Below are 12416 nucleotides of genomic sequence, written 5' to 3' on the forward strand. Positions count from 1 at the left end.
GCCGGACCGCATCGCCATGACGGCAGCGGACGCGCCGGGTTTCGGAGTCGCCAAGATTTCTTTATTGGCATTGGAGTACCTCATGAATCAACCTGTCATGCATGGCGTCGCCGCACTGAACGTCCCAGCTTACATCAAGCATAACAAGCTCATCAATTGGGTGTCCGAGATCGCGGCGCTCACCAAACCCGACGCCATCTACTGGTGCGACGGCTCCGAAGAAGAATACGACCGCCTCTGCGCCCAGATGGTCGAGGCAGGCACGATGAAGCGCCTGAACCCCGAAAAACGCCCGAATTCCTATCTCGCCTGCTCCGACCCGAGCGACGTCGCCCGCGTCGAAGACCGTACCTTCATCTGCTCCGCGACCAAAGAGCAGGCCGGCCCCACCAACAACTGGACCGATCCGCAGGAAATGCGCCAGACCCTGCATGGCCTGTTCGACGGCTGCATGGCCGGCCGCACCCTGTACGTGGTGCCGTTCTCGATGGGCCCGCTGGGTTCGCCGATCGCCCACATCGGCGTCGAACTGTCCGATTCGCCGTACGTTGCCGTCAACATGCGCATCATGACCCGCATGGGCCGCGCCGTGTACGACGTACTGGGCAGCGATGGCGACTTCGTCCCCTGCGTGCACAGCGTCGGCATGCCGCTTGCCACCGGCCAGCAGGACGTGCGCTGGCCGTGCAATGCCACCAAGTACATCGTCCACTATCCGGAAACCCGCGAGATCTGGTCGTTCGGCTCGGGCTACGGCGGCAATGCGCTGCTCGGCAAAAAATGCTTTGCGCTGCGCATCGCCTCCAATATGGGTTACCAGGAAGCGAAGGGCGGCGGCACCGGCTGGCTGGCCGAACACATGCTGATCCTCGGCGTCGAGTCGCCGAAGGGCGAAAAACAATACGTGGCGGCCGCCTTTCCCTCGGCCTGCGGCAAGACCAACTTCGCGATGCTGATCCCGCCTGCCGGTTTCGAGGGCTGGAAAGTCACGACCATCGGCGACGACATCGCCTGGATCAAGCCGGGTGCCGACGGCAAGCTCGTGGCCATCAACCCGGAGGCCGGCTATTTCGGCGTGGCCCCGGGCACCAATGAAAAAACCAATGCCAACTGCATGGCGTCGCTGCGCGAAAACGTCATCTTCACCAACGTCGCCCTGACCGATGACGGCGACGTCTGGTGGGAGGGCATGACCAAGGAAGCCCCGGCGCACCTGATCGACTGGCAGGGCAAGGACTGGACTCCGGCGTCCGGCACCAAGGCCGCGCACCCGAACGCGCGCTTCACGGTGGCCGCGACCCAGAACCCGGTGATCGACCCGGCCTGGGACGATCCGGCCGGCGTGCCGATCTCGGCCTTCATCTTCGGCGGCCGCCGCTCGACCACGGTGCCACTGGTGACCGAGGCGCGCGACTGGACCGAAGGCGTGTACATGGCCGCGACCATGGGCTCGGAAACCACCGCCGCCGCGGCCGGCCAGCAGGGTGTGGTGCGCCGCGATCCGTACGCGATGCTGCCCTTCATCGGCTACAACATGAGCGATTACTTCCAGCACTGGCTGGACCTCGGCAAGAAAGTGCAGGCCAAGAATCCGGCGGCGCTGCCGAAGATCTTCTGCGTCAACTGGTTCCGCACCGACGAGGCCGGCAACTTCGTATGGCCGGGCTACGGCGACAACATGCGCGTGCTGAAGTGGATCCTCGACCGCGTGCAGGGCCAGGCCAGCGGCGTCGAGCACATCTTCGGCACCACGCCGTCGTACGGCGACCTGACCTGGACCGGCATCGACTTCAGCCAGGAAGCCTTCGAGCGCATCACCTCCATCGACAAGGACGCCTGGCGCGACGAACTGAAGCTGCATACCGAACTCTTCGATAAATTGGCGTATGGATTGCCCCAGGAACTGGTGGCAACCAAACGTGCGCTGGAAGAAAGGTTGTCCAGTTAAAATATTTCTGTCGGAGAAGTAGGAACGTCTAACAGGGCCTTCAGGGCAAGGCGTGTCGTCGAAGACAGTACGCTAGTACGGCGAGACGACACAACGTAGCCATGAAGGTTCTGTTAGCGTTCCGGGCGGGGAGACGACGGCTGGGGCACTGACCGCAGCCGCGAATATCAAGAAGAAGAGCGAAGAAGGGACGGGCATTTGCCTGTCCCTTTTTTCATGTTCATCGCCACGTCACATTGCATCGGAATAATGCGCGTCACTCGATGTTCACTATTCTGGAGCAAGCATGCTGCGCACGTCCCCATTCCGTACTGCCCATACTACGTCCCGCCACGCCATTGCCGGGGCCATCCTGGTGCTGCTGTCCGCTTGCGGCGGCGGCAACGACGGCCCGGACCTGACGCCCGTCAGCGTTGCCCCGGCCGCGCCGGCCGACCAGGGCGCAGCCGATACGGCGCCGGTACCGCAGGTCACGGCCTTCGTCGACAGCGCCGCCAGCAACCAGCGCGGCGATGCCCGCTACGCGACCCTGGCCACGAACGCCGGCGTGCGCGTGCTGGGCGGCATGCTCAACGTCTGGAAACCGCTGACCGAACTCGTCGATGCCGACGTCAGCGCACCCGCGATGGACGGCTTCCCGGCTGTCGTGAAATCGAGCTGGACCGGCGTACCGAACGACGGCAGCAACGGCGGCACGGTCGCCAACGCCGCCGTGCACAGCGCCAACATCGACTACGTGGTCAAGGCCACCGCCGGCCGCAGCGCCGCCCAGGGCGTGCAAGCCTACCTCGACGACCGCCGCAACAAGGGCTACAGCGTGACCGAAGGCATGGGTCCGCTGACCGACGCCTGGCGCAGCGCCAGCCGCGCGACCACCACCATCACCAACGTGCCGGCCGACGCCACCACCGTCAAATACGACGACGGCGGCAACAACAACGGCGTCGGCGGCGATGCCAATGCCGACTTCGGCAAGGTGGTCGACTTCGTCAATGCGATGGGCGGCAACGGGTCGACCGAACCGGCCAAGCGCTTCTACAAGTACGCGCGTCCCTACCGCTGGAGCAGCCAGGTCGCGGTGCTGCCGGCGCTGGTGCCGGCCAAGAGCACGACCCCGGTCAGCGACGGCGGCTTCCCTAGCGGCCACTCGGCCGAGGCGACCCGCAACGCGGTCGGCATGGCCTACGTGCTGCCCGAGCGCTACCAGGAACTGGTCGGCCGTGGCCTGGAACTGGGCGAAAGCCGCATCCTGGCCGGCATGCACTCGCCGCTGGACGTGATGGGCGGCCGCGTGCAGGCGCAGGCCGTCGCCGCCGCCAACATCATCGCCGCCGGCGTCACCACCCGTGCCGCCGCCGTGACCCAGGCCCACACGACGCTGATCAAGCTGACCAACACCACAACGGACACCTTCGCGGCGTATGCCGTGTCGGGCACCGCCGCCAACGACCGCTTCGCCGACTACGCCGCCAGCAAGGCCAACTACGTGCGCCGCATGACCTATGGTTTGCCGCAGACCGGTGCCACCAATGCGCCGGCCGTGGTGCCGAAGGGCGCCGAAGTGCTGCTCGAAACCCGCCTGCCTTACCTGAGCGACGCCCAGCGCCGCGTGGTATTGAAGACCACGGCGATCGCGTCCGGCTATCCGGTGCTGGACGATGCCGAAGGCTGGGGCCGCCTGAACCTGTTCGCCGCCGCCGACGGCTACGCCGCCTTTAGCGGCAACGTGGTGCTGAACATGGATGGGAGCAAGGGCGGCTTCAACGCCTCGGACCGCTGGCGCAACGACATCGGTGGCAGCGGCAAGCTGGTCAAGCAGGGCAGCGGCACCCTGAAACTGGGCGGCAACAACAGCTGGACCGGCGGCACCCAGGTCGAAGGCGGGACGCTCGAGGCGCTGTCGCCGACGGCCTTCGGCAGCGGCGACGTGTATGTGGCCGGCGGCGCCACCGTGGCCAGCAGCGCAGCGGCACCGGTCACCGTGGGCGGCAATTACACCCAGCTCGACAAGGGCACGCTGCAGATCACGCTGGGCGCCGCGAATGCCGGCAGCCTCAGCGTGAAAGGCACGCTCACCATCGTCGGCGGCACCCTGCGCCTGACCTTCGCGAACGGCTTCAAGCCGAGCGTCGGCAGCTCGTATCAGGTCGTGAGCGCAGGAGCGCGCAAGGGCGTGTTCAGCGGCGTCAGCGCCGATGGTTACAAGGCGTCGCTGGAGTACAGCAATACCGGCGTCTCGGTGCACATCGACGGCTAAGCCGCCTAGTTGGCAAGTATGCAAACCTGATGAAACGGCCGGCATGGCGATGCCGGCCGTTTTGTTTTACTTCGCAGTATTTATCCTTTATTCTTGTGCGAAATGAATTGTTAGCGCAAACATTCATTTGGAGACAACCGACGCCCATAAAGGATAACAAGCATGCGATCACGTCGTACCCTGCTCGGCAGCGCCCTGGCGCTGGCTTTCGCTTCCACGCTGAATGTCCCGGCGCTGGCCGCCGATAACGCCGCCCGCCGCATTCCGATCGACCTCAACGCGCCTACCGTGACGCGCGACCGCTTCGCCGACCTCTCGGTCGGTTCCGACTTTCCCGGCACCCTGATCCGCGACGACAGCCTGGCCCAGCTCAAGACTGCGAAGGACGAACTGGGCTTCCGCTACATCCGCTTCCACGGCATCTTCCACGACGTGCTGGGCACTTATAAAGTTGTCGGCGGCAAGCCGGTCTACGACTGGACCAAGATCGATTATTTGTACGACAAGCTGCTCGCCATGGGCATCAAGCCCTTCGTCGAACTGGGCTTCACGCCGGAAGCGATGAAGACCTCGGATAACAGCATCTTCTACTGGAAGGGCAATACCTCGCACCCGGACCACGCGCAGTGGGCGCCGCTGGTCGACGCCTTCGTGCGGCACCTGCAGCAGCGTTACGGCCGGGACGAAGTGCGCACCTGGTTCTTCGAGGTGTGGAACGAACCGAACCTGGACGGCTTCTGGGAAAAGGCCGACCAGCCGGCCTATTTTGCGCTTTACGACCTGACCGCGCGCACCATCAAGGCGATCGATCCGCAGCTGCGCGTGGGCGGGCCGTCGACCGCGGGCGCGGCCTGGGTGCCGGAATTCCTGGCGCATACGCAGAAGAGCGGGGCGGCGGTCGACTTCATCACCACCCACACCTATGGCGTGGATGGCGGCTTCCTCGACGAAAACGGCAAGGGCGACACCAAGCTGTCGGCGTCCGACGACGCCATCGTCGGCGACGTGCGCAAGGTGAGGCGCGAAATCGAAGCCTCCTACCTGCCCAAGCTGCCGCTGTACTTCACCGAATGGAGCACCAGCTACACGCCGCGCGACCCGGTGCACGATGCGTACCTGAGCGCCCCCTACATCCTGAGCAAGCTGAAAGGCAGCGAAGGCCAGTTGCAGGGGATGAGCTACTGGACTTATTCCGACCTGTTCGAGGAACCGGGTCCGCCGACCGCGCCCTTCGAAGGCGGCTTCGGCCTGATGAACCCGCAGGGCATTCGCAAGCCGGCCTGGTTCGCCTACAAATACCTGCACCAGCTGGGCGAGCAGGAAGTCAAGACGCCGGATGCGCAGTCCTGGGTCGCGCGCGACGCCAAGGGCGGGGTGCAGGTGCTGGCCTGGGACTTCCAGAAGCCGGACCAGGGCAACAAGAGCAACCGCCCGTATTACACGACGGTGCAGCCGACCCGCGCCGGCACCCCGCTGGCGCTGGAGCTGAAGGGGATGAAGCCGGGCAGCTACACGATGCAGGTGTACCGCACCGGCTTCAAGGCCAACGACGCGCACACCGCTTACCTGGAGATGGGCAAGCCGAAGAGCCTCACCCAGTCGCAGGTGGCGCAGCTGCAGGCGCTGACCGTGGACAAGCCGGAAACGCGCCAGGTGAAGGTGGGGGCGAATGGCACGGCAAGCGTGCAGGTGCCGATGCGGGTCAACGATGTGGTGCTGGTGAAGATCGGGACGGCGCTCTGAAGTGACGCGTAACGTCGTCCCCGCGCAGGCGGGGGCGACGGTAGTGGTGCGGAGAGCAGCGGTAGTGTTTCAGCTCCACTGCATCAAGCAAGGCGGCACCAGCAGCAGCAGGGCCAGCACCAGGTAGATCAGCTGCAGCGGAATCATCCACTTGGCCCAGGTCAGCCAGGGCACGCGCGCCAGGGCCAGCACGCCGACCGTGATGCCCGAGGTCGGCAGCATCGGCGTCGACAGCTCGCCGAGCTGGAACGCGAGGATCGCGGTCTGGCGCGTGACGCCGACCAGGTCGGCCAGCGGTGCCATGATCGGCATGGTCAGCGCAGCCTGGCCAGTGCCCGAGTGGATGAAGAAGTTGATCACCGACTGGATCAGGTACATCTTCTGGGCGGCGAATACCGGGTGGCTCGACGCTACCAGCGGCATCAGGCCATGCAGCATGGTGTCGATGATGTGGGCGTCACGCGCGATGATCATGGTGGCGCGCGCGATCGCGATCACCAGCGCGGTCGGCGCCAGGTCCTTCACGCCCTGCATAAAGGCGCTTACCCAGTCGTCGGTGCCGAGGCGCGCCACCAGGCCGGCGACGATCGCCATCGCCAGGAACAGGGCGGCGATTTCGTCGACGAACCAGTCGAACTTCACGACGCCGATCACCATCGCGCCCAGCGACAGCGCGAAGATCGCCAGCACCGCGACATGGCGCCGGCTCAAGCGTTCAGGCATATGCGCATTCGGGTGCTCCACCGACAGCCCGGCCGGCTGTTCCTTGCGCTTGGCCTGGTCGAGGATGAAGGTCGGGCTGAGCGTCGGCGTGCGCTTGACCCGCGCCGCGTACCACATCAGGAAGGCGATCGTCACCGCGGTCACCGTCACCCACACGATCAGGCGGTAGCCCATCCCGGAAAACACCGGCACGCCGGCGATGCCCTGCGCGATGCCGACGTTGAATGGATTCAGGAAGGCGGCGCCGAAGCCGGCCTGCGAGCCGAGGAAGGGAATCGACACGCCGGTCACGGTGTCGTAGCCGAGCGCCAGCGCCAGCGGCACGAAGATCAGCACGAACGGGATCGCCTCCTCGTTCATGCCGAAGGTGGCGCCGCCGAGCGAGAACAGGGTGACGAAGACCGGGATCAGGGTGGCGCGGATCAGCGGCGAGTGCGCATGCGCCCTGGCGATCGAGCGGATCGCGGTATCGATCGCTTCGGTCTTCTGGATCACGGCAAAGGCGCCGCCGACGATCAGCACGAAGCCGATGATCTGCGCCGCTTCGACGAAGCCCTTGATCGGCGCCTTCATCAGCGCCACCAGGCCCTGCGGGCTGCTGGCCACATAGTGGAAGGACGCCGGGTCGATCAGCTGCTTGCCGTTCACCAGGTGGGTATCGTACTTCCCGCCCGGGATCAGCCAGGTGGCCAGCGCAATCAGCGCCAGGATCGCGAACAGCAGGACAAAGGTATTGGGCAGGCGCAGGCGCATGGTCATAGCCTCACTGGCTTAACAGGGAACCGCTACGGAAGGGCGTGGCGCCGGCCAGCTTGCAGACCTGCATGCCGCGCAGCAGGTGGCGGTGCGCGGTGGAGGCGAACAGCAGCCCGCCGCGCTGTGCGCGCAGGGTGGTGGTGGCGCCGCTGACCGGGTTGACGAGGTCGGCGACCGCTTCGCCGGCCAGCACCTGGTCGCCCAGCGCCTTGAGGAACACCAGCACCCCCGACTGCGGCGCATATAAAGGCTCGACGCCTTCGAGCGGGGTCGCCGCGCACAGGGCGTCGGGCGCCGCCGCCGGCGGCAGGTCGAGCACGCCCTCGTGCGCCAGGTACCGCAGCAGCGCCTGCGCGTCGCGTTCGGCGTAGTCGTAGCGCACGTCCATCTCGCCGCGCAGCTCCACCGTGATGGCGGCGCATGCCGGCGGGATCGGGATCGCCGGACCGAAGTGAGCGGCCAGGTCCCACCACAGGCGGCTGCAGGCTTCGTCGAAGGGCTCGCCGCCGGAGGCGCCGGACAGCAGCAGGGCGCGCGCGCCGAGCAGGGCGGCCAGCGGTTCGGCGCGCGCGGCCAGCGCGGTGCCGGCGTACATGTGCAGCAGCGCTTCGTTGTCGCAGTGGAGGTCGAGCACGACGTCGGCGTCGATCGCCATCGACAGCAGCGTTTTCTTGAGGACCGCGGTGGCGCCGCTGACATCCCAGCGGTCGACCGCGGCGCGCGCCGCGGCGCGGATGGTGGCGACGTTCCGGGCCGCGTCGCTGCCCAGGCGGCCGGCCAGGTTGGCCGCCAGCTCGCCGGCGACGTGCCGGAAATCGCGGTTGAAATTGATGCCGGTGCCGAGGTCGAAGCGCCCGAACGGCGTGCCGTGCACCAGCTGCGACAGGCCGATCGGATTCGCCGCCGGCACCAGGATCACCTCGCCGTGGATGCGGCCTGCGGCATCCAGCCGTTCGAGTTCGCGCCTCAGGACGTGGGCCACCAGCATGGCCGGCACCTCGTCCGCATGCAGCGAGGCCTGGATGTACGCCTTTTTACCGCGGCCGGAGCTGCCGTAATGGCAGGACGTCAGCGCGTAGGCGGCGATGCCGGGTTCGTCTGCAATCGCATGGGTTTGTATAGGCATATTGCAGTCTCCGGACGCCGGTCGATGGCTCTGTTCGATCGATTATGTATGAATTTTTACACAAGGTAAATCGATGAAGGATTATTTTCAGAATCTTGTTGAGTTCTTGAATGCAACTAGATTAGAGTAAAAAAGCTAATTTTTTCTCCAAGGCGACGATGACCCCTGCTGCCTCCTCCAGCGCTGCCACGCCCGACATCGGCTTTGCCGAGTCCGGGCTCGGTCAGGCCCTGCGGCGCATGCTGGCCGAGGGCTCGGCGTCGAATCGCGCGATCGCCGACTACCTGCTGCGCAACCAGGTGCGCGTGACCGCGCTCGGCGTCGAGGAACTGGCCGAGGCCTGCGCGGTGTCGACCGCCACCATCAGCCGCTTCGCGCGCGACCTCGGCTTCCGGAACTACGCGGCGATGCGCGGCGCGGTGGCCGAGACGCTGCAGTCGGTGCTGCAGCCGGTCGAGAAGCTGCGTTCCACCATCGCGCGCCGCGCCGTCCAATCTCCGGCACTGGAAAGCCTGGGCTATGCCGAGGCGGCCATCACCGCCACCAGCGCCGCGCTGGCCGGCGACCGGATCGACCGCATCGGCGCCATGCTCACCAAGGCGCGCGCGGTGTACGTGCTCGGCTTCGGCCTGTCCTCGTTCCTGGCGGGCGCGCTGGCGATGCATTTGCAGCCGTTCTGCCGCCACGTGATCGACGTCGCCGTCGGCGGCGGCACCGAGGTCGCCGCCAGCCACCTGGCCACCATCACCGCCAAGGATGTGCTGGTCGTGATCTCGCTGCCGCGCTACACGCTGGACGCGGTGTCGCTGACCCGCTTCGCGCGCGACAGCGGCGCCACCATCGTGTCGATTACCGATTCGCCCGCGTCCCCGCTGGCGGCGCTGGGCCACCACGTGCTGTACGCGCACAGCACGCACCCGGTGCTGCCCAGCAGCTCGAGCGCCGCGCTGGCGGTCATCGAAGCGCTGGCGGTATCGCTGATGACATCCAACAAAGCCAATGTCGCCAAGGCGGCGCGCCATACCGGGGCGATTGCCGCCTACCTGATTGGCGAACACCAGATCCGCGGCAGCACCCAAAAAAGAGGCACCAAAAAATCCTGAGTCACCCACCGAGAGAGGGAGCATTGCATATGAAGCAGATGTCGAAGACCGTCCTGGCGTCGGCCGTGGCCACCGCGCTGGGCCTGATGGGCCAGTCCGCGTGGGCGCAGGAAGCACCGAAAATGCAGCGCGTCGAGATCACCGGCTCGTCGATCAAGCGCATCGACAGCGAGACCGCGCTGCCGGTGCAGCTGATCACGCGCGAGGACATCGACAAGATGGGTGCCACCACCGCCGCCGAACTGGTCAAGAACATCAGCGCCAACACCGCCCCGCTGACCGACGGCCCGAGCATCTCGGACAGCACCTCCGGCCAGCGCGGCTTCAACGGCGCCAATATGCGCGGCATTGGCGTGTCGTCGACGCTGATCCTGCTGAACGGCCGCCGCCTGGCCAACTTCGCGTCGCCGGGCGACAATGCCGGCGTCGACCTGAACAACATCCCGGCCGGCGCGATCCAGCGCGTCGAGGTGCTGAAGGACGGCGCCTCCGCGATCTACGGCACCGATGCCATCGGCGGCGTGATCAACTTCATCACGCGCAAGGATTACACCGGCGTGGACGTGGCCGCCTCCGCCGCCGGCACCGAGCAGGGCGGCGCCGGCAAGCGCACCGCCAGCATCAGCGCCGGCACCGGCAGCCTGACGAATGACCGCTTCAACGTGTTCGGCGTGCTCGACGTGCAACAGCTGGATCGCATGCGCTCCAGCCAGCGCAGCTTCATCCGCGACCGTCCGCTGGCCACCACGCTGCCGGCGCAGATGTCGAGTAACACCTTCCCGGCGAATATCGACATCTCGGCCGCCCAGCGCAATGCCCTGATCGGCGCCGGCCTGCTGCCCGCCGGCAGCCGGGTCAGCCGGGTCAATCCGAGCGCACCGGACTGTAATCCGCCCGCCACCGTGTATGCCGAAAAAGGCCCTGGTGGCGCGGCCGGCTGCAGCTACGACTACATGGAAGACACCGAGATCTATCCGGAGTCGCGCAAGATCGGCTTCATCGGCCGCGCCACCTTCCAGCTGGATCCGGACAACCAGCTGTTCGCGGAACTGGTGCAGACCCAGGCCCGCACCAAGTATGTGCTGTCGCCAAATCCGGTCCGCATCCGCAACCTGCCGGTCAGCATCCTGCCGGCCGCCTACCGCAACGCGCTGACCGGTCCCGGCCTGCCCGCTACCTTCAGCGGCATCCGCTATCGCATGGCCGAAGCCGGCAACCGCAGCAACGAAGTAACCAGCACCGGCCAGCGCCTGGTGTTGGGCGCCAGCGGCACCCTGCAGGGCTGGGACTACGACGTCGCCTTGTCGCGCGCCGAGAACCGCGCCAACGACAAGTACGTGAACGGCTACGTCCTGTACGACCAGTTCGACGCGGCGGTGCGCAGCGGCACCGTCAATCCGTTCGCGCCGTCGTCGCAGGCCGGCCAGGATTTGATTAACGGCATCCGCATCAACGACGAGGCGCGCAAGGCCAAGGGCGTGTCGACTTCGCTCGACGGCAAGATGTCGCGCTCCTTGTCGACGCTGGCCGGCGGCGACCTGGCGCTGGCGGTCGGCGGCGAGCTGCGCCACGAGCGCCAGCGGTTCAATCCGTCGGACCTGCTCCGTTCGAACAACATCGCCGGCGACCGCGACAGCACGCTGGCGCCGGGCCAGCTGGCCGACGTCGAAACGCTGGACGATGCGCGCAAGGTGGCCTCGGTGTTCACCGAAGTGATCGCGCCGCTGACCAAGGAACTCGAGATGCAGTTCGCGCTGCGCTACGACCACTACAGCGAAGTCGGCAACACCACCAACCCGAAGATCGGCGTGCGCTGGCAGCCGATTAAATCGCTGCTGCTGCGCGGCTCGGCCGGCACCGGCTTCCGTGCGCCCTCGCTGTCCGACCTGAAACGCCCGACCATCTTCGGCACCTCGGCCGGCATCCTGACCGACCCGCAGTGCGTGCGCCAGGAAGGCAGCATCGATACCTGTACCGACCAGTGGAACGTCGAGCGCCGTTCGAACCCGGATTTGAAGCCGGAGAAATCGCGCCAGTTCACGCTCGGCGCCGTGGTGGAACTGGACAAGCGCACCAATTTCTCGATCGACTACTGGAACATCGAGAAGAAGGACGTGATCAGCACGCTGGGCGAGCAGGTCATCGTCGAGAACCCCGACGCCTACAACGGCAAGTATATCCAGCGCGACGAAGACGGCTTCATTTCCAACATCCTGCTGATGAAGGAAAACCAGGGCCGCCTGAAGACGGCCGGCATCGACCTCGGCGCCGACTGGCACAGCGAGCGCGGCGCCTGGGGACGCCTGGGTCTCAGCCTGTCCGGCACCTACATCCTGCGCTACGATCGCCAGTTCGGTCCGGACGAACCCTATCGCACCAACCTCGGCGTGTTCCTGAACGACCAGGTGATCCAGCGCTGGCGCCACCGCATCAGCCTGGATTGGGATGCGGGGCCGTACAGCCTGACCCTGGCGAACCAGTACTCGTCCGGCTACACCGACCAGAACACGACCTACGACCCGTACACCGACGCGCTGCTGCCGCCGAACCACGTCAAGTCGTACTCGCTGTGGGACCTGACCGGCAGCTGGGCGATCAATAAACAGTTGAAGCTGCGCGCCGGCGTGCTGAACCTGCTGAACACCGACCCGCCGTTCTCGAACCAGGCATATTTCTTCCTGGCCGGCTACGACCCGAGCTACACCGATCCGCGCGGCCGCAGCGCCTTCGTGAGCGTGAACTACGCGTTCAAGTGATGGG

7 protein-coding genes are annotated in these 12416 nt (G+C 66.2%); 5 read left to right on the top strand and 2 right to left on the bottom strand.

Annotation, left to right across the window (positions count from 1 at the left end; all coding sequences use genetic code 11):
• Positions 1-82 precede the first annotated feature (82 nt).
• The 3 genes from U1H99_RS15315 (at position 83) to U1H99_RS15325 (ending at position 5948) form a co-directional block, all read left to right on the top strand.
• A complete protein-coding gene (locus tag U1H99_RS15315; protein WP_323142577.1) occupies positions 83-1948 on the top strand; it encodes a phosphoenolpyruvate carboxykinase (GTP) in 1866 nt (621 codons plus the stop codon).
• A gap of 286 nt (positions 1949-2234) precedes the next feature.
• Positions 2235-4205: a phosphatase PAP2 family protein gene (locus U1H99_RS15320; RefSeq protein ID WP_323142578.1), complete on the top strand. Its 1971-nt coding sequence runs from the start codon at positions 2235-2237 to the stop codon at positions 4203-4205.
• A gap of 162 nt (positions 4206-4367) precedes the next feature.
• Positions 4368-5948, top strand: a complete 1581-nt coding sequence (locus U1H99_RS15325; protein WP_323142579.1) for a GH39 family glycosyl hydrolase — start codon at positions 4368-4370, stop codon at positions 5946-5948.
• 69 nt (positions 5949-6017) lie between these two features.
• Here the strand turns inward: U1H99_RS15325 and U1H99_RS15330 are convergent, their stop codons facing one another.
• Positions 6018-7424, bottom strand: a complete 1407-nt coding sequence (locus tag U1H99_RS15330; RefSeq protein ID WP_323142580.1) for a YfcC family protein — start codon at positions 7422-7424, stop codon at positions 6018-6020.
• Positions 7425-7434: 10 nt separating this feature from the next.
• On the bottom strand, positions 7435-8553 hold the full coding sequence (locus tag U1H99_RS15335; protein ID WP_323142581.1) for a succinylglutamate desuccinylase/aspartoacylase family protein: 1119 nt from the start codon (positions 8551-8553) through the stop codon (positions 7435-7437).
• A 158-nt stretch (positions 8554-8711) separates the two neighbouring features.
• Here U1H99_RS15335 and U1H99_RS15340 point away from each other — a divergent pair, with 158 nt between their 5' ends.
• Positions 8712-9656 carry a MurR/RpiR family transcriptional regulator gene (locus U1H99_RS15340; protein WP_323142582.1) on the top strand — a complete coding sequence of 315 codons (945 nt, stop codon included), beginning with the start codon at positions 8712-8714 and terminating at the stop codon, positions 9654-9656.
• Between the two features lie 29 nt (positions 9657-9685).
• Positions 9686-12412 carry a TonB-dependent receptor gene (locus U1H99_RS15345; protein WP_323142583.1) on the top strand — a complete coding sequence of 909 codons (2727 nt, stop codon included), beginning with the start codon at positions 9686-9688 and terminating at the stop codon, positions 12410-12412.
• The last annotated feature ends 4 nt before the right edge of the window (positions 12413-12416 follow it).

It is taken from the genome of Massilia phyllosphaerae (assembly GCF_034659755.1).
Classification (GTDB): Bacteria; Pseudomonadota; Gammaproteobacteria; order Burkholderiales; family Burkholderiaceae_D; genus Telluria; species Telluria phyllosphaerae.

What these genes read in the sequence shown, in the direction of transcription:
- U1H99_RS15335 (WP_323142581.1), bottom strand. Translation starts at nt 8,553, where the DNA reads ATGCCTATACAAACCCATGCGATTGCAGACGAACCCGGCATCGCCGCC.
- U1H99_RS15315 (WP_323142577.1), top strand. Translation starts at nt 83, where the DNA reads ATGAATCAACCTGTCATGCATGGCGTCGCCGCACTGAACGTCCCAGCT.
- U1H99_RS15325 (WP_323142579.1), top strand. Translation starts at nt 4,368, where the DNA reads ATGCGATCACGTCGTACCCTGCTCGGCAGCGCCCTGGCGCTGGCTTTC.
- U1H99_RS15340 (WP_323142582.1), top strand. Translation starts at nt 8,712, where the DNA reads ATGACCCCTGCTGCCTCCTCCAGCGCTGCCACGCCCGACATCGGCTTT.
- U1H99_RS15330 (WP_323142580.1), bottom strand. Translation starts at nt 7,424, where the DNA reads ATGCGCCTGCGCCTGCCCAATACCTTTGTCCTGCTGTTCGCGATCCTG.
- U1H99_RS15320 (WP_323142578.1), top strand. Translation starts at nt 2,235, where the DNA reads ATGCTGCGCACGTCCCCATTCCGTACTGCCCATACTACGTCCCGCCAC.
- U1H99_RS15345 (WP_323142583.1), top strand. Translation starts at nt 9,686, where the DNA reads ATGAAGCAGATGTCGAAGACCGTCCTGGCGTCGGCCGTGGCCACCGCG.